17 protein-coding genes are annotated in these 20,726 nt (G+C 65.9%); 9 read left to right on the top strand and 8 right to left on the bottom strand.

The features are described 5' to 3' along the window. The first annotated feature begins 54 nt into the window (after window positions 1-54). The 3 genes from rpoD to C8C99_RS22665 all read left to right on the top strand — a co-directional run bounded on the left by rpoD (window position 55) and on the right by C8C99_RS22665 (window position 5,429). Window positions 55-2,427, top strand: coding sequence for an RNA polymerase sigma factor RpoD (gene rpoD, locus C8C99_RS22675; protein WP_108626957.1), 2,373 nt, complete (start codon window positions 55-57; stop codon window positions 2,425-2,427). 336 nt (window positions 2,428-2,763) lie between these two features. Further along, a complete protein-coding gene (locus C8C99_RS22670) occupies window positions 2,764-3,795 on the top strand; it encodes a tripartite tricarboxylate transporter substrate binding protein (RefSeq protein ID WP_056639843.1) in 1,032 nt (343 codons plus the stop codon). Window positions 3,796-4,304: 509 nt separating this feature from the next. Further along, window positions 4,305-5,429 (top strand): methyl-accepting chemotaxis protein, encoded by a 1,125-nt coding sequence (locus tag C8C99_RS22665; RefSeq protein WP_369867777.1) that lies wholly within the window; start codon window positions 4,305-4,307, stop codon window positions 5,427-5,429. A gap of 199 nt (window positions 5,430-5,628) precedes the next feature. Here the strand turns inward: C8C99_RS22665 and C8C99_RS22660 are convergent, their stop codons facing one another. The 3 genes from C8C99_RS22660 to C8C99_RS22650 all read right to left on the bottom strand — a co-directional run bounded on the left by C8C99_RS22660 (window position 5,629) and on the right by C8C99_RS22650 (window position 8,925). Then, complete coding sequence (locus C8C99_RS22660) at window positions 5,629-6,666, bottom strand: tripartite tricarboxylate transporter substrate binding protein (protein ID WP_108626955.1); 1,038 nt, start codon at window positions 6,664-6,666, stop codon at window positions 5,629-5,631. An 80-nt stretch (window positions 6,667-6,746) separates the two neighbouring features. Then, entirely contained in the window at window positions 6,747-7,961 is a 1,215-nt protein-coding gene (locus C8C99_RS22655; RefSeq protein ID WP_108626954.1) for a CaiB/BaiF CoA-transferase family protein, read from the bottom strand. A 25-nt stretch (window positions 7,962-7,986) separates the two neighbouring features. Next, window positions 7,987-8,925 (bottom strand): hydroxymethylglutaryl-CoA lyase, encoded by a 939-nt coding sequence (locus C8C99_RS22650; RefSeq protein ID WP_108626953.1) that lies wholly within the window; start codon window positions 8,923-8,925, stop codon window positions 7,987-7,989. Between the two features lie 150 nt (window positions 8,926-9,075). Here C8C99_RS22650 and C8C99_RS22645 point away from each other — a divergent pair, with 150 nt between their 5' ends. From C8C99_RS22645 to C8C99_RS22635, 3 genes are all read left to right on the top strand, one after another. Next, complete coding sequence (locus tag C8C99_RS22645) at window positions 9,076-9,978, top strand: LysR family transcriptional regulator (protein ID WP_056639853.1); 903 nt, start codon at window positions 9,076-9,078, stop codon at window positions 9,976-9,978. A 205-nt stretch (window positions 9,979-10,183) separates the two neighbouring features. Further along, entirely contained in the window at window positions 10,184-10,492 is a 309-nt protein-coding gene (locus C8C99_RS22640; RefSeq protein ID WP_056639856.1) for a helix-turn-helix domain-containing protein, read from the top strand. Window positions 10,493-10,643: 151 nt separating this feature from the next. Then, entirely contained in the window at window positions 10,644-11,003 is a 360-nt protein-coding gene (locus C8C99_RS22635; RefSeq protein ID WP_108626952.1) for an FKBP-type peptidyl-prolyl cis-trans isomerase, read from the top strand. A 154-nt stretch (window positions 11,004-11,157) separates the two neighbouring features. Here the strand turns inward: C8C99_RS22635 and C8C99_RS22630 are convergent, their stop codons facing one another. From C8C99_RS22630 to ppsA, 4 genes are all read right to left on the bottom strand, one after another. Continuing rightward, entirely contained in the window at window positions 11,158-11,682 is a 525-nt protein-coding gene (locus tag C8C99_RS22630) for a hypothetical protein (protein ID WP_108626951.1), read from the bottom strand. A 120-nt stretch (window positions 11,683-11,802) separates the two neighbouring features. Further along, a complete protein-coding gene (locus tag C8C99_RS22625; RefSeq protein ID WP_108626950.1) occupies window positions 11,803-13,899 on the bottom strand; it encodes a VC_2705 family sodium/solute symporter in 2,097 nt (698 codons plus the stop codon). Further along, the gene (locus C8C99_RS22620) at window positions 13,892-14,236 is read right to left on the bottom strand and encodes a DUF4212 domain-containing protein (RefSeq protein ID WP_108626949.1); all 345 of its coding nucleotides are present in this window, start codon (window positions 14,234-14,236) and stop codon (window positions 13,892-13,894) included. The genes C8C99_RS22625 and C8C99_RS22620 overlap by 8 nt, the downstream gene beginning before the upstream one ends. A 76-nt stretch (window positions 14,237-14,312) precedes the next feature. Continuing rightward, window positions 14,313-16,703, bottom strand: a complete 2,391-nt coding sequence (ppsA, locus tag C8C99_RS22615; RefSeq protein WP_108626948.1) for a phosphoenolpyruvate synthase — start codon at window positions 16,701-16,703, stop codon at window positions 14,313-14,315. Window positions 16,704-16,966: 263 nt separating this feature from the next. On the opposite strand from ppsA, the gene C8C99_RS22610 reads away from it, so the two are divergent. Next, window positions 16,967-17,788, top strand: a complete 822-nt coding sequence (locus tag C8C99_RS22610) for a pyruvate, water dikinase regulatory protein (protein WP_056639870.1) — start codon at window positions 16,967-16,969, stop codon at window positions 17,786-17,788. Between the two features lie 41 nt (window positions 17,789-17,829). Here C8C99_RS22610 and C8C99_RS22605 read toward each other — a convergent pair whose 3' ends face one another. Then, the gene (locus tag C8C99_RS22605; RefSeq protein ID WP_056639873.1) at window positions 17,830-18,729 is read right to left on the bottom strand and encodes a LysR family transcriptional regulator; all 900 of its coding nucleotides are present in this window, start codon (window positions 18,727-18,729) and stop codon (window positions 17,830-17,832) included. A 104-nt stretch (window positions 18,730-18,833) separates the two neighbouring features. Here C8C99_RS22605 and C8C99_RS22600 point away from each other — a divergent pair, with 104 nt between their 5' ends. Further along, complete coding sequence (locus tag C8C99_RS22600) at window positions 18,834-19,808, top strand: tripartite tricarboxylate transporter substrate binding protein (protein ID WP_108626947.1); 975 nt, start codon at window positions 18,834-18,836, stop codon at window positions 19,806-19,808. A 44-nt stretch (window positions 19,809-19,852) separates the two neighbouring features. Beyond that, window positions 19,853-20,692: a substrate-binding domain-containing protein gene (locus tag C8C99_RS22595; RefSeq protein ID WP_108626946.1), complete on the top strand. Its 840-nt coding sequence runs from the start codon at window positions 19,853-19,855 to the stop codon at window positions 20,690-20,692. Window positions 20,693-20,726 lie beyond the last annotated feature (34 nt).

Below are 20,726 nucleotides of genomic sequence, written 5' to 3'. Positions count from 1 at the left end.
GATCTGAGGCGCTTGCGTTTTCTTTGTGTCCGTTTTTGATTCTGAGGTTGCTCCATGCCCGCTCAAAAGTCCGCGAAGTCGCCCAAGTCTGCCTCAGGCACCTCCGCAAAGGCTGTCTCCAAAACCGCGGCCAAAGCGCCGGCCAAGGCGGCCCCCAAAAAGGCTGCTGCCGCTGCGCCCGCCCCGGTCGCCAAGAAAGTGAAAACTGTGCCCGTGAAAAGTACTGCCGAGCTGATCAAAGCTGCCGATGAATTGCTGAAGAAAAAGCCTGCCCGCGCCAAGGCAGCGGCTGCCGACGACGAAGAAGCGCCCAAGAAAAAGCCCGGCCGCCCTGCCAAGGCCGCAGGTGCCGCCGAAGCCAAAGCCCCCGCCAAGCGCGGCCGCAAGCCCAAGGCAGCCGCCGGCGGCGATGAGAGCGTGGACGACACCGACCTGTCCGACATCGAAGCCGACCTCGAAGGCGAGATCGAAGAGACCCCCGAGGCTGCCGCCACGGTCGAGAAGGTCAAGCCCCTGCGCATGAAGATCAGCAAGGCGAAGGAACGCGCCTTGATGAAGGAATTCGGCCTGGACGAAACCGTCCTGTCCGAAGAAGACATGCAAAAGCGCCGCCAGCGCCTGAAGGCTCTGATCAAGCTGGGCAAGACCCGCGGCTACCTCACGCACGTTGAAATCAACGACCACTTGCCCGACAAGCTGGTCGATGCCGAAACCCTCGAAGCCGTCATCACCACCCTGAACGACCTGGGCGTGGCGGTGTACGAGCAGACGCCTGACGCCGAAGCCCTGATCATCACGGACAACGCTCCCGCAGGCGCCACCGAAGAAGAAGCCGAAGAAGCCGCCGAAGCCGCGCTGTCCACCGTGGACTCGGAATTCGGCCGCACCACGGACCCGGTCCGCATGTACATGCGCGAAATGGGCACGGTGGAGCTGCTGACGCGCGAAGGCGAAATTGAAATCGCCAAGCGCATCGAAGGCGGCCTGATGGCCATGATGGAGGCGATCAGCGCATCGCCCGCCACCATCGCCGAGATCCTCAACATGGGTGAGGAAATCCGCGAAGGCAAGGTCGTCATCTCCACCATCGTGGACGGCTTCTCCAACCCCAACGAGGCCGACGACTATGTGGCCGAAGAAGACTTCGACGAGTTCGACGAAGCCGACGATGACGACGGCAAGGGCGGCTCCAAGGCGCTGACCAAGAAGCTCGAAGAACTCAAGAAGCAGGCGCTGGAGCGCTTCGACAAGCTGCGCGAGCTGTTTGAAAAAGTGCACAAGGTGTACGACAAGGAAGGCTACGGCACCCCCGCGTACGTGAAGGCCCAGCACGCCCTGTCGGCCGAGCTGATGACCATCCGCTTCACCGCCAAGACCATCGAGAAGCTGTGCGACATGGTGCGCGGCCAGGTGGACGACGTGCGCAAGAAGGAGCGTGAGCTGCGCCGCATCATCGTGGACAAGTGCGGCATGCCCCAGGAGACATTCATCAAGGACTTCCCGCCCAACCTGCTGAACCTGCAGTGGGTCGAGAAGCAGGCCGCCGCAGGCAAGCCCTGGTCGGCCGTGATTGCGCGCAACATCCCGCCCATCCAGGACTTGCAGCAAAAGCTGATGGACCTGCAGTCCCGCGTTGTGGTGCCACTGGCCGAGCTCAAAGGCATCAACAAGCGCATGAACGAAGGTGAAGCCACCTCGCGCGATGCCAAGAAGGAAATGATCGAGGCCAACCTGCGCCTCGTGATCTCGATTGCCAAGAAGTACACCAACCGTGGCCTGCAGTTCCTCGACCTGATCCAGGAAGGCAACATCGGCCTGATGAAGGCGGTGGACAAGTTCGAATACCGCCGGGGCTACAAGTTCTCGACGTACGCCACCTGGTGGATTCGCCAGGCCATCACCCGCTCGATCGCCGACCAGGCGCGCACCATCCGTATCCCGGTGCACATGATCGAGACGATCAACAAGATGAACCGCATCTCGCGCCAGCACTTGCAAGAGTTTGGTTTTGAGCCCGATGCATCCATCCTGGCGGCCAAGATGGAGATCCCCGAGGACAAGATCCGCAAGATCATGAAAATCGCCAAGGAGCCGATCTCCATGGAAACGCCCATCGGCGACGACGACGACAGCCATCTGGGCGACTTCATCGAGGACGGAGCCAACACCGCTCCTATCGAAGCCGCCATGCAGGCCGGCCTGCGCGACGTGGTCAAGGACATCCTGGACGGCCTCACGCCGCGCGAAGCCAAGGTGCTGCGCATGCGCTTCGGTATCGAGATGACCAGCGACCACACCTTGGAAGAAGTGGGCAAGCAGTTCGACGTGACCCGCGAGCGCATCCGCCAAATAGAAGCCAAGGCGCTGCGCAAGCTCAAGCACCCCAGCCGCTCTGACAAGCTGCGCAGCTTTATCGACTCGCTGTAAGCCTCGCGAACCAGCCTTCGTTGGCACGAGCGCCCTGCCCCGCATCTGCGGCGCAGGGCGTTTTTCATGGTGCACAGATCCGCTCGACCGCTCTGTTTGGCACCCCAATCTCCGCGTTTACCCTGATGCCACCGACAGCAGACTGACAGCTTGGATGGCGACCATTGCGCGCACAGCCCGGGTGGTGGCGTGCGCGCCCCTTTGCATGCCACCGCAGGCTGACTGCGCTGCTTCGGCGTGGCAGCGCGTAAGCAGCGCAGCCAGGGCGCTCCGGCAGCGGCCTGGGCTCTGACTCGCAACGCCCTTCCTGCCTCCCCTTTTGTCAAAGGACTTTCCATGTCTGCAGAGATCGACCGCCGCCGGGCCATCGCCCAATCCGTTGCCGCAGCCCTGGCCTGGACCACACTCGGCCCCTCCGCCGCCTGGGCGCAGAGCGCTGCGACGACTGCACGCCCTGCCCCTGCAGCCGCCAAGGCGGCCAAGCTGGCAGGCACCGTGCGCATCGTGATCCCTGCCAATGCGGGTGGCGGCTGGGACCAGACAGGCCGTGCTCTGGGTGCCGCCATGGTCGCAGCTGGTGCTGCGGACCAGGTGGAGTACGAAAACATCGGCGGCAAGGGCGGCACCATCGGCCTGGCCAAGTACGCCGAAAAGTACAGCAACGACCCCAACACGCTGCTGATGGGTGGCATGGTGATGGTGGGCGCCGTGGCGCTGCAAAAGCCAGCGGTGGACATGACACACATCCAGCCCCTGGCGCGCCTCACCAGCGACTACCTGGTGGCAGCTGTAGCGGCCAACTCGCCCATCAAGACCACCAAGGACCTCGCCGATGCGCTGCGTGCCGACCTCAAGGCCGTGCCCATTGCCGGCGGCTCGGCCGGTGGCGTAGACCACATCTACGCAGGCGTGCTGGCCCGCGCCGCCAAGGCCAACCCCGAAGGGCTGGTCTACAAGCCCTTCCCCGGCGGTGCCGAGGTGGTCGAGGCCGTGCTGTCGGGCAACGCGGCGCTGGGCCTGTCGGGCTACAGCGAGTTCAACGACGCCATCGCGGCAGGCAAGCTGCGTGCCGTGGGCGTGTCGTCGCGCCGCAGCGTTTTTGGTCTGCCCTCGTTCCGTGAACAAGGGCTGGACGCCGTGATGGCCAACTGGCGCGGCGTGTTCACCGGCAAGGGCGTGCCCGCTGCGCGCACCGCTGAAATGCTGGCCGCCGTCGAGGCGGCCACCCGCCACGAATCCTGGCTGCGCACGCTCAAGCAGAACCGGTGGGAACCCTCTTGGCTCACCGGCAAGGATTTGGCAGAGTTCATGGAACTGGATCTCACCACCGCCCGCGTGATGGTGTACCTGCTCAAGCTGAAGGCCTGAGCCACCAGCGCCTCTTAGCACCAGCCCACGGGCCTGCTGCAGAACCTTTGGAGCCCCTGATGAAAATGTCCAACTACTCCATCGGTGCACGCATGGCCACCGCCCTGGGCCTGGTGCTGGCCCTGCTGCTGGGGGCCGCACTGTTCGGCATTGCTGCGCTGTACCAGACCCTGGGCACGTACGACACCACGGTGCAACAGCGCATGGCCCAGGAGCGCGCCGTGAGCCGCATGGAAAGCGAGTTCAAGACCCAGGTGCTGGAGTGGAAGAACACCCTGCTGCGGGGCGAGGACTCGCGCAAGCGCGAACTGCACTGGAACGCCTTCCAGGCCAGCGAAAAGCGGGTGGCCGATGCGGCCAAGGCGCTGGAGCCCCAACTGACCGACGCGCAGGAAAAAGCGGCGCTGCAAAAGTTCACCCAGGCCCACGCCCAGATGGCACAGGGCTACCGCAAGGGCTTCGAGGTGTTCCAGTCGCTCGGCTTTGTGCCGTCGGCCGGCGATGCCGACGTGGCCGACATCGACCAGGGCCCCGCCAAGCTGCTGACGGCGCTGAGCGAGCAGGTGGCCGCCAGCAGCGCGGCCATTGCCCAGCAGGCGGCGCAGGATGCGCGCCGGGCGCTGGTGAGCAGCCTGGTGGCACTCGCCCTGGTCACGGCGCTGGGCGCCTGTGCGGGCTGGCTGCTGACGCGGTCGGTGGTGCGCCCTCTGGGCGTCGCGGTATCGGTGGCGCACAAGGTGGCGGCGGGCGATCTCACCACCCGCATCGAGGTGGAGGGCAAGGATGAGCCCGCGCGCTTGCTGGAGGCCCTGCGCGCCATGCAAGACAACCTGGAAAACGTGGTCTCCGGCGTGCGCAGCAACGCCGAAGGCGTGGCCAGTGCCAGCGCTGAAATCGCCCAGGGCAACGCCGACCTGAGCCATCGCACCGAAGAGCAGGCCTCATCGCTGGACGAAACCACCTCGTCCATGCAGCAGCTGCAGTCCACCGTGCAGCAAAACGCGTCCAACGCCCTGCGCGCGAACGAGCTGGCCAAAAACGGGGCCTCGGTGGCACAACGCGGTGGGGATGTGGTCACGCAGATGGTGGAGGTGGTGCAAGGCATCCAGGACAGCTCGCGCCGCATTGCCGACATCATTGGCGTCATCGACGGCATCGCGTTCCAGACCAACATCCTCGCGCTCAATGCCGCTGTCGAGGCCGCGCGCGCGGGCGAACAAGGCCGGGGCTTTGCCGTGGTGGCCAGCGAGGTGCGCAACCTGGCCACCCGCAGCGCCAGCGCCGCGCGCGAGATCAAGCAGCTCATCCAGACCAGCGTGGAGCGTGTGCAGGCCGGCTCGGACCTGGCGCGCAATGCAGGCATCACCATGGCCGAGGTGGTGTCGTCCATCCAGGGCGTGAGCGCGCTGATGGAAGAGATCAGCCAGGCCAGCGCCGCGCAGACCAGCGACATGCTGCGTGTGACACAGGCCATCGTGCGCATGGACGAGGCCACGCAGCAGAACGCCGCCCTGGTGGAAGAAAGCGCCGCCGCCGCAGGCAGCCTGAGCGGGCAGGCGCAGCAACTGGTGCAGGCCGTGGAGGTGTTCCGCCTGCGCCACGCCCACCCTGCACTGCCCGCGCCGCGCGCCTGATGCGGGGCCGCAAGGCAGCCGCCCCTCACACTGCTCTGCGATGGCGCCGCAGCCCTGTGGGCGCTGGGCCTCGGCACCCATGCAATTGCTATCAATAAAATAGCACCTCAGGCATATTGCACTAGCGCATGTGCCCAAAAACCCTCAAAACCTGCCTGACGCCCTGCAAAAGCACGCCGCACACAGCCCCTGCGCTGCGTCAGTCGATTTTCACGTTGGCGTTCTTCACCACCTGCGCCATGCGCGCTGCTTCGCTGCGGAAGAAGGCGGCAGCCGGCTCGGGCGGCGTGAGCTTGATCTCGTAGCCCTGCGCAATCAGCGCGTCGCGCGCCTCGGGCATCTCCATGGCGGCCTTGAAGCCGTTGTACAGCCGCGCCAGCTCGGCCTTGGGCAGGCCCGCAGGCGCCACCGGGGCAATCCACCCGTCCAGCTCATAGCCCGGCAGCCCTTGCTCGGCGATGGTGGGCACGCCGGGCAGTGCCGCCACGCGGGTGGCCGTGGTCACGCCCAGGGCGCGCAATGAGCCCGCTTTGATGTGCGCGGCCGCCGGTGCTACAGCCACCACACCCAGCTGCACCTGCCCTCCCAAAATGTCGTTCATCAGCGGGCCCATGCCCCGGTAGGGGATGTGCTTGATGTCGAGCTTGGCCTGGTCCACAAACATCGCTGCGCCCAAGTGCAGGATGGTGCCGTTGCCCGACGAGCCGTAGTTGAGCACGCCGGGTTTGGACTTGGCCAGGGCAATCAGCTCCTGCACCGTCTTGGCGGGCAGCGCAGGGTGCGCGACCAGCACAAACGGCGTGGCGCCCAGGATGGTGATGGGCGTGATGTCGGCCAGCGAGTCGAACGGGATGTTCTTGTACACGCTGGGGTTGACCACGTGGTTGTTGGACACCACGCCAATCACCGAGCCATCCTTGGGCGCGCGCACGATCTGGGTCGTGCCAGTGATGCCGCCCGCGCCCGGCAGGTTTTCGATGACCACCGGCTGGCCCAACGCCTTTGCCAGGCTGGTGCTGATGGCGCGGATGGCGCCGTCCGCGCCCGAGCCCGCCGACAGCGGCAGGATCACGCGCAGCGGCTTGCCGTCGCCCTGGGCGTGCGCCATGCGGGGCAGACCCCAGGCCGCAGCACCCAGCGCGGCGGCGCCGGTGGCCAGTGCCTGGCGGCGCGTGAGGAGGCCCGCTGCAGCAGACGCAGCGTGGGATGAGGCAATGAAAGAAGTGGTCTTGCGCATGGGGTTGTCTCCGGTCGTTGGTGGGGAATCCTGGGGCTGCGGTCTGCGCCGCGTTTTCATGCCACCAGTTCGTCAAAAAATCAGGCGATGGCCCCTGATGCCTGCAGCTCTGCCACGGCATCGGCCGTATAGCCCAGGCCCTGCAGCAGTTCGGCCGTGTGCTGGCCCAGGCGCGGCGGATCGCAGCGCACATCAAGCCGCTGGCCCGCCAGGCGCAGCGGCATCAGCGTGATCTGTGCGGTCTGCCCTGCGCGCTCCCCATCGGGCAGCGTGATGTCGGCCAGGCCACCGGTGGCTTGCAGGTGCGGGTCGTCAAACAGTTCTTCGGGCCGGCGGATGGGCGCAAACGGCAGGCCATGGCGCTCGAAGATCGCGGCCAGTTCGTCGGCAGTGTGCTGCGCCAGGCGCTCGCGCAGCACGGGCATCAGCGTGGGGCGGGCGCGTACGCGTTCGTTGTTGGTGGCCAGGCTGGCGTCGGCCTTCAGGTCGGCATAGCCCATGGCGTCGCAAAAGGTCTGCCACTGCGCATCGCTCACTGCGGCCAAAAAGATCTGCCCGCCGTCTTTCACGCTGAACACGTCGTACACGGCCCACGACGAAATGCGGTCGGGCATGGGCGCAGCGGGCTGGCCAGTGACGGCGTACTGCATCATGTGCTGCCCGACCAGGAACACGTTGTTCTCGAACAGGGCCGAGTCCACCTCCTGCCCGCGCCCGGTGATGCCGCGCTGCATCAGCGCCGCCATCGCGCCAATCGCGCCAAACATGCCGCCCATGATGTCGTTCACGCTGCTGCCCGCGCGCAGCGGGTCGCCCGGGCGGCCGGTCATGTAGGCCAGGCCGCCCATCATCTGCACCACCTCGTCGAGCGCCGTACGGTGCTCGTAAGGGCCCGGCAGAAAGCCCGTGTGGTTGACGTAGATGAGGCGCGGGTTGACCTGGCTCAGCGCGGCGTAGTCCAGGCCGTATTTCGTCATCACGCCGGGCTTGAAGTTCTGCGCCACCACGTCGGCCGATGCCGCCAGCTTGCGCGCCACCTCCAGCCCCTCGGGGCTGCGCAGGTCGAGCGCAATGCTCTTCTTGTTGCGGTTGAACATGGGGAAGAAACCGGCGCCTGCGCCCAGCAGGTGGCGCGTGCGGTCCCCATCCACGGGCTCGACCTTGATGACCTCGGCGCCCAGGTCGGCTAGCACCATGCCGCAGGTGGGGCCCATGACCATGTGGGTGAACTCCACCACGCGCAGGCCTTCGAGCGGCAGGCGGGGGGAAGGGGGAGTGGCGGGTGTGTCGTGCATGTTCAGAGCGTTCAGAAAAAGGGGTTCAGGCCGTTGCGGCTTCGCGCAGCACCGCAGGTGCGGCATTCTGCGGCAGCCCCGCTTGCCACAGCGTGCCGTGCAGGGTCTCGCCCGTCAGCCAGCCTGCCACGCGCTGGCGCAGCGCGAGCAGCGCGGTCACGTCGATGCCGGTGGCAACGCCCATGCGCTCCAGCATGAACACGAGATCTTCGGTGGTGACGTTGCCGCTGGCACCTGGCGCGTGCGGGCAGCCGCCAATGCCGGCCAGGCAGGCATCAAAGCGGGGGATGCCGGTCTGCCAGGCGGCATACACATTGGCCAGGCCCATGCCGCGCGTGTCATGGAAATGCGCGCAGGCCAGGCGGTCGCCCACCAACGCACGCGCCTTGCCGAACAGACGGGCCACCGAGGCAGGGTCGGCATAGCCCACGGTGTCGGCCAGGCTCACGCGGTCGGCGCCCGCATCCAGCAGCGCTTGCATCAGGCGCAGCACTTCGGTTTCTGCCACCTCGCCTTGCAGGGTGCAGCCAAAGGCCGTGCCAACGCCGCCTTCAATCAGGGTGCGGCTGCCGCTGGCGTCGCGCAGCGCGCGGATGCGGGCCACCTCGGCCACCACCTCGTCGGGCGTCTTGCGCAGGTTGGCCAGGCTGTGGGCGTGGCTGGCAGACAGGGGCACGATCATCAGGTCGGCGCCCTGCTCCAGCGCGCGCTCGGCACCTTTGTAGTTGGGCACCAGCACCGAGGCGACGAGGCCGGGCAGGGTCTTGGCATGGGCCAGCACCTCGGCCGTGTCGGCCAGCTGGGGCAGCAGGCGGGCGGGCACGAAGGAGCCCACCTCGATTTCGCGCTGGCCGGCGGCGTAGGCAGCGCTGATCCATTCAATCTTGTGCGCGGTGGACACCACGGTGGCAATGCTCTGCAGGCCGTCGCGCAGGCCCACTTCGCGGACGATGGCGCGGGGCATCTCGGAGGGGGTGTTCGCTGGACTCACGGTGATCTCTTTGTGGTGCGGTGAATGAACGTATTCTAGAAATTCCCTACGGAATCAGAAAATACATCTCGGAACCCGTAAGATTCCTAAAAGGAACATCACAACCCACCTGAGAGACCACGAATGCGCGATCTGGATCTACAGACCCTGCGGCTGTTCGCCGCCGTGTGCGAGCAACGCAGCATCGCGCGCGTCGCGGAGCAGGAGTCCATCGTGGGCTCGGCCATCAGCAAGCGGCTGGCGCAGCTGGAAGACACCGTGGGCACGCCGCTGCTGCTGCGCAAGCGCCGGGGCGTGGTGCCCACCCCGGCGGGCGAGACGCTGCTGGAGCACGCCCGCACCATGCTGGCCAACGTGGGGCAGATCGAGCGCGACATGGCGGCCTATGCCACCGGCACCCGGGGCCATGTGCGCATGCTGGTCACGGCCTCGGTCATGGCCGAGTCGCTGGCCGACGACGTAGCGGCCTTTCTGCAAGACCCGGCGTACCGCAACATCCAGATCAGCCTGGAAGAACGGGTGAGCCCGGATGTGGTGCAGGGCGTGCGCGACGGCAGCGCGTCCATCGGCATCTGCTGGGACGCGGCTGATCTGTCGGGCCTGGAAACCAGCGCCTACCGCAGCGACCACCTGGCCGTGGTGGCACACGAGTCGCACCCCGTGGCCCAGCTGCAGAGCGTGCGGTTTGCCGACGTGCTGGAGCATGAATTCGTCAGCATGCCCGCGCTGAGCGCGGTGCAGGTGCTGCTGGCGCGCGCCGCCGCAGTGGAAGGGAAAATGCTGGCCCACCGGGTGCTGGTGTCCAACTTTGACGCCGCCCTGCGGGTGGTGCGCGCCAACCTGGCCATCAGCGTGGTGCCGCGCGAGGTGGCCCAGCCGTTTGCCCAGCTGGCGCCGGTGCGCATCGTCCCGCTGAGCGACCCCTGGGCCCAGCGGCGCTTTGCCATCTGCTACCGCAGTGCGCAGTGGCTGCCCCCCGCGGCCCAGTTGCTGGTGGGGCATCTGGCGGGGCTGGGGCGCGCCTGACCGGGGCCGAAAACCGTGGCCCTGTCGCAACAGTTTGATACGTAACATGGCAATTTTCGCCACTAGCGCATGTGTGCTGTGCGTTCTGAGCTACTAAACTTGTAGCAAAATGGGTTCCGCGCTATAGTCTCAGCGCATCAGCGGGCCCGGTTGACAGCCACCCGCACTGAATCCAGATCCAATATTTGCGCGAGGAGAAGCGTCCATGAGCTCCAAAGAAAATGCTTCCATCAATCAGCTCTTCGAGAGACTTGAATGCCGCTATGCGCTGCGCGTGCTGTGGGCCCTGAAGGACGGCCACCCACAGACGTTCCGCCTGCTGCAGGACAGCGTGGGTGGCATCACCCCCAACACGCTCAACACCCGCATCAAAGAGCTGCGCGAAGCCGGTTTTGTGGACCACGGCAGCGACGGCTACACCGTTACCCCCTCGGGCGCCGACCTGCTCAAGCGCCTGTCGGACGTGCAGGCCTTTGCCACCCGCTGGGTCGCAGGCCGCGCCAAGAAGGCCTGACGCGCCACTCCCGCCCCGCCCTGTGCACGCAGGGAAAAGCCCCGCCGGGCCTCCGCGCGGGGCTTTCGTTAAAATAGGGGTCAAAATAGCTTCAAGCGCAATTAACACATGCGCCTGAAGCTATATTTTTAATAGCAACCAAGGAACTCCCATGGCACTGACCACCACCGCATCCGGCCTGCAATACGAAGACACCACCGTGGGCGAAGGCGCCGAAGCCACCAAGGGCCAGAACGTGTCGGTGCACTACGCCGGCTGGCTGTACAACAACGGCGAACAAGGTGCCAAGTTCGACTCCAGCCGCGACCGCAACGACCCCTTTGAATTTGCACTGGGCGCCGGCATGGTCATCAAGGGCTGGGACGAAGGCGTGCAAGGCATGAAGATCGGTGGCCAGCGCACGCTGATCATCCCCGCCGCCCTGGGCTACGGCGCACGCGGCGCGGGCGGCGTGATCCCCCCGAACGCCACGCTCAAGTTCGACGTGGAACTGCTGAAGGTGGGCCGCTGATCTCAGCGTCTGTCCTGCTTTCCTGCCTGCATCGGCAAAAACAAAAGCGGCCTTCGGGCCGCTTTTTCATGCTCGCGCATCTTGCGAACGGTCTGTGGAACTGGCGCCCCACCCAGGCTTCTATCCAGCAAGACCGCGCCGGAACCTCGGGGTCTCAATCAAACAGCGCCTTGTCCAGCCGCGCAAATTTGACATCGCCCACCGCCTCACGGATCTTGGGGGCCAGGGCGGCCAGGTCTTCAAAACTGCCGGCCCCCTCCACCGCCAGGTTCAGCCGAAACCCGCGCAAGCCCAGCGCTGCGGTCAGCTCGGTGGCAATGGGGTACGCCGCCTGGTAGCGCTCCATGGGCGAACGCCCGGAACCCTCCACGGGCGATGCCACCGTGCCCAGATCGGTGGCGGGAGCTTCTGCCAAGGCGGCGGGTGCTGGCGCTGCACTGGTGGCAACGGGGCTCACGGCGGCAGCAGAAGCCTGCCCCCCCACCGGCGCCAGCAGCCCTTGGGCGATCATGGACTGCACATCGTCCTGCGTGATGCCCATGGCTGCTGTGGCCGCCAAAATCTCCCCCGTGGTGCGCTTGCCGTCAAAGAGAATGAAGGCCGAACGCTGGCGCGAGCTCAGGCTGCCGTGACGGTCCTTGAGTGCTTCCTGGCCTGCGGGGGTTTTGACGAGAACCATGAGTCTCCTAGTAGTGGGCAATGCAGGGGACGGCTGCGAGGCCGTCACCCGCAAACCAGAATCCCATGTTTTGGCACCTCTGCAAATCGGGGTTTACACATAACCCCCATGACGTGGGCGCTACATCTCGGAACGGATGCGGGGTAGCGGCGGCGGGGGCCGGGTGATCCAGCTGACCACCAGGGTAACGAGCAGGCCACACGGCACACCAAACACACCTGCAGAGATGGGCTGGATGCCAAACCACAAACCATCGGCCAGCAGCCAGCGCGGCAGTACCTGCATGGCCGGCACATGCGACAGCATGTAGTACACCGTGATGGCCAGCCCGCCCAGCATGCCGGCCACCGCGCCTTGCCGCGTGGTGCCCCGCCAGAAGATGCCCAGCACCATCACCGGTACAAACGCCGATGCCGCCAGCGAGAACGAGGCCGACACCATGGGCAAAATTTCAGACGGCTTGAGCGCCGCCACAAACGCAGCCGACAGGGCCACCGCCAGCAGCGTGAACTTGGTCAGGATCACCCGCTGCTCGGGAGACGCCTGTCGGCGTGTGTCCTGAAAATACAGGTCGCGCACCAGCGCGTTGCTGATGGTGAGCAACAAGCCATCGGCCGTGGACAGCGCCGCCGCCAGCCCCCCCGCCGCCACCAGACCCGACACCACATAGGGCAGCCCGCCCAGCTCGGGCGTGGCCAGCATGATGAGATCGGCACCGAGGCGGATCTCGCCAAACTGGATCAGGCCATCGCCGTTCACGTCTTCCACCGACAGCAGCGAGCTGTCCACCCGCGCCCACTGCGCCATCCAGGTGGGCAGTGCCTCGAAACTGCTGCCCACCAGGTTCTGCATGACCTCGAACTTCACCAGCACGGCCAGCGCAGGCGCGCTGAGGTACAGCAGCGCAATGAAAAACAGCGACCAGCCCACCGACGCGCGCGCCGCAGACACCGTGGGCGAGGTGTAGTAACGGGTCAGCAGGTGGGGCAGCCCGGCGGTGCCGACCATCAGGCAGAACATCAGCGCCAGAAAATTGCGACGCGTGAGCTCGTAGTCACGTTGCTCCTCAGGCGTGCCGTGGGGGTCACCCGCATAGGCCTGGCTGTGGGGGGGCAACCCACCCAAGGGGCGCGCGCGTTCGTAGTTCTCGCGCATTTCGCGGGTCCAGCGTTCGCGGGCCGAAGCCGCATCGCGCGGCAGCCCCGCGAGCTCGCGGCTGGCGGAGACGATGAGGCCCACATCGGCGTTCTGGGCACGCAGGGCACGGATGCGCTCCCGCCCTTTCTCACGCTCCCGCTCCAGGGCCGCCTCCACATCTTGCAGACGCGCCTCGAAGTCCTTGGCGCGCTGCAGGTAGGCCTGCACCACCTGGTGCTCGGCCGGAGAGTCGAGCAGCTGCGCCTCCAGGTCGGCAATCTTGCTGATCTGCGCGCCATACACCAGCGGCGCCAGCGGGCTGCCGAGCTGCTTGTATGCCAGCCACGACACTGGGATCATGAACGCCAGCAGCAGCACCACGTACTGCGCCACCTGCGTCCAGGTGATGGCCCGCATCCCGCCCAGAAACGAGCACAGCAGCACCCCGCCCAGGCCCAGCATGATGCCGATCTCGAACTGCACGCCGGTGAGGCGCGACGCAATCAGCCCCACGCCATAGATCTGCGCCACCACGTAAGTGAACGAGCACAAGACAGCCGCCAGCGCTGCAATCACACGCGGCCAGCGCCCGCCAAAACGCACATGGAAAAAATCGGGAATCGTGTACAGCCCCATGGCCCGCAGGTGCGGCGCAATCAGCATGGCGACCAGGCAGAAGCCCCCTGTCCACCCCAGCAGATAGGCCAAACCACCGGCCTGCCCTGGCGTGCCCGAAAAGCCCTGCAGGTACAGCGCGCCCGACAGGCTGATGAAGGACGCCGCACTCATCCAGTCGGCCGCCGTGGCCATGCCGTTGTACATGGGCGGAATGCGCCGCCCCGCCACGTAGTAGTCCTCGGGGTCGGTCGTACGGCCATACACGCCGATGCCGGCGTACACCATCACGGTGAGGAACAGAAAAATCGGGCCGATCCAGTGGCGCGACAGCCCCTGGTGCTCAGCCCAGGTCATCAGGGCCAGAAAACCTAGCACCCCCGCCACGTACAGCGCCAGGATGCGGTGCAGCCGCCACAAATAGGCGCGGTCCGCCGCAGCGCTGCCTGGCTTGCGCTCAGCCATGGGCGCGGTCTTCTGCGGCAGGGGCGGAAAGCTCCAGCGCCTCGCGCTGCTGCTGGTCCTGCCGCTCAAAGTGGTTCATGGCCCAGCCGTAAGCGACCACGATGGCGATGAACACCAGCACCGCACCCTGCGCCGCAATCCAGTAGCCCAGGGGCCAGCCCCCCACCACCAGCACCTGCAGGTCGCGGGCGAAGTAGGTAGCGCCAAACGACACCAGGGCCCAGAGCAGGAGCAAACCTGCCTTGAGCCACAGGTGGCGCACGTCGTGCAAATCGGGGGGAAACGGCCCCGCCATCTCGGCGTCGGCGGGGCGGTTGGCGGGCTGCTGCAACGGCATCACGGGCGCGGCATCACGGACGCGATGGCGGGTGGTGCAGTGGGCACATGGTGCACAGGGCAGCCCGGTCGGTGCGTCAGCCTGCCAGTTGCTGCCAGGTGGCAATCACGCTGTCGGGGTTGAGCGAGATCGACGAGATGCCTTCCTTGGCCAGCCACTGCGCAAAGTCAGGGTGGTCGCTGGGGCCCTGGCCGCAGATACCGATGTACTTGCCCTGGGCCAGGCAGGCCTTGATGGCCTGGTGGATCAGTGCCTCCACGGCCGGGTCGCGCTCGTCAAAGTCCTGTGCCAGCAGCTCCAGGCCCGAGTCGCGGTCCAGGCCCAGCGTGAGCTGGGTCAGGTCGTTGGAGCCGATGGAGAAGCCGTCGAAGAACTCCAGGAAGCGCTCGGCCAGGATGGCGTTGCTGGGCACCTCGCACATCATGATGACCTTGAGGTCGTCCTTGCCACGCTGCAGGCCATGCGATGCGAGCAGCTTGGTCACGCGCTCGGCTTGGCCCAGCGTGCGCACAAACGGCACCATCACCTGCACATTGGTCAGGCCCATGTCGTTGCGCACGCGCTTGAGCGCTTCGCATTCCATCGCAAAGGCTTCGCCGAAGTCTTCGCTGATGTAGCGGGCCGCGCCACGGAAGCCCAGCATCGGGTTTTCTTCCTCGGGCTCGTAGCGGCTGCCGCCGATCAGCTTGCGGTATTCGTTGGACTTGAAGTCCGACAGGCGCACGATCACGGGCTTGGGCCAGAAGGCGGCGGCGATGGTGGCCACACCTTCAGCGACCTTGTCCACATAGAACGCACGGGGTGACGCGTGGCCGCGCGCCACCGATTCCACGGCCTTCTTCAGGTCGGCATCGATCTGGGGGTAGTCCAGGATGGCCTTGGGGTGCACACCAATGTTGTTGTTGATGATGAACTCAAGCCGCGCCAGGCCAACGCCTCCGTTGGGCAGCTGGGCAAAATCAAACGCCAGCTGGGGGTTGCCCACGTTCATCATGATCTTGGTCTTGATGGGGGGCATCGCGCCGCGCTGCACTTCGGTGACTTCGGTTTCGAGCAGACCGTCATAGATCTTGCCCGTGTCGCCCTCGGAGCAGCTCACCGTGACCAGCGTGCCGTCCTTCAGCCGCTCAGTCGCGTCGCCGCAGCCCACCACGGCCGGAATGCCCAGTTCACGCGCAATGATGGCGGCGTGGCAGGTGCGGCCGCCCCGGTTGGTAACGATGGCGCTGGCGCGCTTCATCACGGGCTCCCAGTTGGGGTCGGTCATGTCGGTGACCAGCACATCGCCCGGCTGGACCTTGTCCATCTCGCTGACGTTGTGCACCAGGCGCACGGGGCCGGTACCGATCTTCTGGCCAATCGCGCGGCCCTCGGCCAGCACGGTGCCGTGGCCCTTGAGCTTGTAGCGCAGCTCGGCCTGGCCCTTGGCCTGGCTCTTCACCGTCTCTGGGCGGGCTTGCAGGATGTAGAGCTGGCCGTCGGTGCCGTCCTTGCCCCACTCAATGTCCATGGGGCGGCCATAGTGCTGCTCGATCACCAGCGCGTAGCGGGCCAGTTGCTCCACATCGGCGTCGGTCAGCGAGTAGCGGTTGCGCTGCTCGGTGGGCACATCAATGGTCTTGACCAGCTTGCCGCTGGCGGCCTTTTCCTCAGGCGTGGAGAACACCATCTGGATCAGCTTGCTGCCCAGGTTGCGGCGGATCAGCGCCTTCTTGCCCGCCTGCAGCATGGGCTTGTGCACGTAGAACTCGTCGGGGTTCACGGCGCCCTGCACCACCGTCTCGCCGAGGCCGTAGCTGCTGGTGATGAACACCACGTCTTCAAAGCCGGATTCGGTGTCGATGGTGAACATCACGCCTGCGGCGCCCAGGTCGGAGCGCACCATGCGCTGCACACCAGCCGAGAGGGCCACCACGTCGTGCTCGAAGCCCTTGTGCACGCGGTAAGAGATGGCGCGGTCGTTGTACAGCGACGCAAACACTTCCTTCATCTTGTGCATGACTTCGTCGATGCCCACCACGTTCAGGAAGGTTTCCTGCTGGCCGGCAAACGATGCGTCGGGCAAGTCCTCGGCCGTGGCGGACGAACGCACGGCAAACGAGGCAGCGGGGTTGCCAGCGCTCAGCTTGGCAAATTCGTCGGCAATGGCCTTTTGCAGATCCGCCGGGAAGGGCTGGGCCTCGACCATGGCGCGGATTTCCGCGCCGACCTGCGCGAGGGCGCGCACGTCTTCGGTGTCCAGGCTCTTGAGCTTGGCGCTGATGCGGTCGGCCAGGCCGTCGTAGGCCAGAAATTCACGGAACGCGTGGGCGGTGGTGGCGAACCCCGTGGGCACGCGCACGCCTTGCGGCAGCTGGGAGATCATCTCGCCGAGGCTGGCGTTTTTACCGCCAACGGCCTCGACATCGGTCATTCTCAGGTTTTCAAACGGTACGACCAGGGCGGTCGGGCTGAAAAGTGCAGACATGGGAAAGCTCCAGAAGTTGAAACTGGGTCTGCGTGCCTGGCCCCGGCGGGCATCAGGCAGGCGGCCATGCACAGGCTGTAGCTTTGTCGTTGTGGTTGTAGGCCGACGCGGTGCATGGTGAGAATTGGATAATTGTGACAATTGTAGGCCCGCGCATCTGGCAACGGGCTGACGCTTTCACGCGACTGACGCAAAACGGGGAATCTCCACTTCTTTGTGGTGCCCACCCCGCTGGCGCAAGCCGCATCAAAAAAAGGGGCTCCATGCACTCGCGCACTGTATTTTTTGTCTCCGACGGCACCGGCATCACCGCCGAAACCTTTGGCAATGCCATCTTGGCCCAGTTTGAGATGAAGCCGCGCCATGTGCGCCTGCCCTTCATCGACACGGTGGACAAGGCGCACCAGGCGGTGCGGCAGATCAACCACACCGGTGAGGTCGAGGGCAAAAAACCCATCGTCTTCACCACCCTGGTCAACATGGAGGTGCTCAAAGTGATCCAGGACGGCTGCAAGGGCATGCTGCTGGACATGTTTGGCACCTTTGTGCACCCCCTGGAGCAGGAGCTGGGCATCAAGTCCAACCACCGCATCGGCCGCTTCAGCGACGTGAGCCGCAGCAAGGAATACACGGACCGCATCGAGGCCATCAATTTCAGCCTGGCGCATGACGACGGCCAGAGCAACCGCGACCTGGCCGGTGCCGATGTAATCCTGGTGGGCGTGAGCCGCAGCGGCAAGACCCCTACCAGCCTGTACCTGGCCATGCAGTGCGGCCTGAAAGCGGCCAATTACCCGCTGATCCCCGAAGACTTCGAGCGCCGCCAGCTCCCCCCCGCACTGGTGCCGTTTCGCAGCAAGATCTTCGGCCTGACCATCAGTCCCGACCGCCTGGCCGAGATCCGCGCCGAGCGCCGCCCCAACTCCAAATACGCCAGCATCGAAAACTGCCGGGCCGAGGTTGCCGAGGCCGAGGCCATGATGCGCCGCGCAGGCATTCGGTGGCTATCCACCACCACCAAGTCCATCGAAGAGATTGCCACCACCATCCTGCAAGAGGTGCAGCCAGACCGGCTGGTGTATTGAGGTGATGCGGCCGCGCGCGGGCCCTCCACCTTCGCGCCCCCTCACACCCCCACACGCAACTGCATCAGGCGCTGGCGCAAGGCCTCTGCGGCGGGACCTAGCACACGTTCGCGCCGCTGCAGCAACCCCAAGGTGCGCCAGAGGTCGGGCTCTATCAGCGGCACGCCGCAAACCTCGGGGTGCTCAGCCGGCAGCGCCAGTTGCGGCAGCACGGCCAGGCCCAACCCGGCCTCCACCAGGGCCAGCGCACCGGCAACATGGTTGCACTCGTACCACGCCACGGGCTGCTCCGGCAGATCGGCCGTGGCCTGGTCCAGAAGCAGCCGGTTGCTGCTGTCGCGCGAGACGGACACCAGGCGCTGCCCCGCCAGCTCAGCCCACGCCACCTCCTTGCGCCCGGCCCAGCGGTGCCCGCGTTGCATGGCCAGGACGTAGCGCTCGCGCATCAATGCCTCGAAACGCAGTGCCGACTCCTGGCTGCCGGTAAAACTCAGCCCGAAATCGGCGTCCCCCCGCAGCACTGCATCGAGGACCTGGCTGGCGCTTTCGTCGATGACGTGCACCTGCACCTCCGGCTGCGCCACCGCGAAGGCCCGCAGAACGCGCGGCAGCAAATGGCTTGCCACGGATGGAATGCAGGCGATCGCCACCCGACCACGGCGAAGATGCACCTGGTCATTCACGCGCTGCACCGCTTCATCCAGACCCACCAGGGCCGCGCGCGCCTCATGCAAAAACTCCTGCCCTACGGCAGTCAGTTCCACACTGCGGGTCGTGCGCTCCAGCAACCGCACCCCCAAAGCCGCCTCCAACCGCTCGACCCTGCGGCTGAGGGCCGGCGGCGACAGGCACAGGGCTTCGGCCGCCAGGCGAAAGCTCGCTTTCTCTGCAGTGACCACGAATGCCTGCAGTTCACCCAGATCGAATTTGATGCGCAGCATGCAATAGTCCTGTCATAAATTGCAATTCACAGATTATTGCCCGCTACCTAGACTGGCTTCCTTTCGCAAGGCCGACCGTGCATCGGCCACTTCTGGAATCCACCATGCAACGACGCTCACTGATCGCGGCCGCCGCCCTGGCCACATGCCTCCCCCTGGTCCACACAGCCGCCCAAGCCCAGGACTTTCCTCCCAAGAAGCCGGTGACCCTGGTGGTCGGCTTTGCTGCGGGCGGTTCAGCAGACATCGCGGCGCGGTTGATCGCCAAGAAGCTGGGCGAGAACATCGGCCAGAGCGTGGTGGTGGACAACAAGCCCGGCGCGGGAGGCAACCTGGCCCACACCCAGGTCGCCACGGGCCCGTCGGACGGCTCGGTGCTGCTGTTCGGCTCCATTGGCCCGCTCAGCATCGCCCCCCATTTCATGAGCGTCCGCTACGACCCGCTCAAGGATCTGGCGCCCATCACCATGGGCGTGAGCTTCCCCAACGTGCTGGTGGTGCCCGCCAGCACCGGCATCAAGACCCTGGGAGAATTCGTGGCCAAGGCCAAGCGCGAGCCGGGCAAGTTCGACTTTGCGTCCACCGGCCCCGGTTCGGCAGCGCACCTGGCGGGTGAACTGCTCAACGACGTCGCCAAGATCGATACCGTGCACGTGCCCTACAAGGGCGGCGCCCCCGCGCTGCAGGATGTACTGGGAGGTCGTGTGACCGCGTTCTACGCAGCGCCCCCCACCGCCCTGCCCCACATCGAGTCGGGCAAGCTCATTCCATTGGCCACCACCGGACTGACGCGTCCCGCCTACCTGCCCAACGTACCCACGGTGGCAGAGACCTTCCCTGGATTCAACGCCACGAACTGGTACGCCTTCGTGGCGTCGGCCAAGACGCCCAAACCCTTGCTGGACCGCTGGAATGCCGAACTGGTGAAGGTGCTCAACACCCCCGAAGTGCGCGAAAGCCTGCTCAAGCATGGCCAGACCGCATCGCCCAGCACCCGCGATGAGCTGGGCAAATTCATTGCCTCCGAATACAGCAAGTGGGGCCGCATCATCCACGAGCGCAAGATAACCGCCGACTGACAAAGCAGCCCGCAACCCCAACTACAACAACCAGGAGACATGACATGCAACCCTTCAAGCCAGCCACTGTGAGCCCCCCCGGAATGCCCCGCCGCCGGGCGCTGAGCGCCCTGCTCGGCGCGGCGTTGAGCCTGGGCCTGGCGCTGGGCGCGGCAGCGCCCTCCGGCGCGCAGGCGGCAGAAATCCGCGTCGTCACCTCGGGCGGTTTTTCCGCCGCCTATGACCAGCTGATTCCCCTGTACGAACAGGCCACCGGCCACAAGGTGGTCACCGCGCGGGGCGCGTCGATGGGCAAGGCACCCGACTCCATCCCCAGCCGCTTCGCCCGCGGCGAGCAGTTCGACATCGTCATCCTGGCCGATTCAGGACTGGAGGCTTTGGTGGCGCAGGGCAAGGTGCAGCCAGGCAGCCGCGTGGACCTGGCCCGCTCCATGATCGGCATGAGCGTGCGCAAGGGCACGCCCAAGCCCGACATCAGCACGGTGGAGGCACTCAAACACACCTTGCTGAATGCCAGATCGATCGCCTATTCCGCCAGCGCCAGCGGAACCTACCTCTCGGACGAACTGTTCCCGCGCCTGGGCGTGGCCGAGCAGATCAAGGGCAAGGCCACCAAGATCTTCAGCGAGCGCGTGGGCGCGGTGGTGTTGCGTGGCGACGCCGAGATCGGTTTCCAGCAGGTCAGCGAGCTGCTGCCTTTCAAAGAGCTGGAGTTCGTCGGACCGCTGCCGGATGAAGTCCAGCAGCGCGTTTTCTTCTCGGCTGGCGTGGCCGCAGGGGCAGAGAACCCCGACGCGGCGCGGCATCTGATCCGCTTCCTGGCGGCACCGGCGGCAGCACCCATCGTGCGCAGCACCGGCATGGAGCCTGCGGCCGCCCGCTGACGCTCAGTCGATAGCGCGGCAGCCATCCTGGCGC

The organism is Acidovorax sp. 107, from assembly GCF_003058055.1.
GTDB lineage: Bacteria > Pseudomonadota > Gammaproteobacteria > Burkholderiales > Burkholderiaceae_C > Acidovorax.
Note: the sequence above shows the minus strand (reverse complement) of the source record. Positions and strands in the feature narration are given on the sequence as shown.

Excerpts from the sequence above, each read along its gene's own strand:
- C8C99_RS22620 (WP_108626949.1), bottom strand. The coding sequence starts at position 14,236 with ATGCCGTTGCAGCAGCCCGCCAACCGCCCCGCCGACGCCGAGATGGCG.
- rpoD (WP_108626957.1), top strand. The coding sequence starts at position 55 with ATGCCCGCTCAAAAGTCCGCGAAGTCGCCCAAGTCTGCCTCAGGCACC.
- C8C99_RS22660 (WP_108626955.1), bottom strand. The coding sequence starts at position 6,666 with ATGCGCAAGACCACTTCTTTCATTGCCTCATCCCACGCTGCGTCTGCT.
- ppsA (WP_108626948.1), bottom strand. The coding sequence starts at position 16,703 with ATGTCTGCACTTTTCAGCCCGACCGCCCTGGTCGTACCGTTTGAAAAC.
- C8C99_RS22595 (WP_108626946.1), top strand. The coding sequence starts at position 19,853 with ATGCAACCCTTCAAGCCAGCCACTGTGAGCCCCCCCGGAATGCCCCGC.
- C8C99_RS22625 (WP_108626950.1), bottom strand. The coding sequence starts at position 13,899 with ATGGCTGAGCGCAAGCCAGGCAGCGCTGCGGCGGACCGCGCCTATTTG.
- C8C99_RS22635 (WP_108626952.1), top strand. The coding sequence starts at position 10,644 with ATGGCACTGACCACCACCGCATCCGGCCTGCAATACGAAGACACCACC.
- C8C99_RS22605 (WP_056639873.1), bottom strand. The coding sequence starts at position 18,729 with ATGCTGCGCATCAAATTCGATCTGGGTGAACTGCAGGCATTCGTGGTC.
- C8C99_RS22645 (WP_056639853.1), top strand. The coding sequence starts at position 9,076 with ATGCGCGATCTGGATCTACAGACCCTGCGGCTGTTCGCCGCCGTGTGC.
- C8C99_RS22670 (WP_056639843.1), top strand. The coding sequence starts at position 2,764 with ATGTCTGCAGAGATCGACCGCCGCCGGGCCATCGCCCAATCCGTTGCC.
- C8C99_RS22655 (WP_108626954.1), bottom strand. The coding sequence starts at position 7,961 with ATGCACGACACACCCGCCACTCCCCCTTCCCCCCGCCTGCCGCTCGAA.
- C8C99_RS22630 (WP_108626951.1), bottom strand. The coding sequence starts at position 11,682 with ATGGTTCTCGTCAAAACCCCCGCAGGCCAGGAAGCACTCAAGGACCGT.
- C8C99_RS22610 (WP_056639870.1), top strand. The coding sequence starts at position 16,967 with ATGCACTCGCGCACTGTATTTTTTGTCTCCGACGGCACCGGCATCACC.
- C8C99_RS22600 (WP_108626947.1), top strand. The coding sequence starts at position 18,834 with ATGCAACGACGCTCACTGATCGCGGCCGCCGCCCTGGCCACATGCCTC.
- C8C99_RS22640 (WP_056639856.1), top strand. The coding sequence starts at position 10,184 with ATGAGCTCCAAAGAAAATGCTTCCATCAATCAGCTCTTCGAGAGACTT.
- C8C99_RS22650 (WP_108626953.1), bottom strand. The coding sequence starts at position 8,925 with ATGCCCCGCGCCATCGTCCGCGAAGTGGGCCTGCGCGACGGCCTGCAG.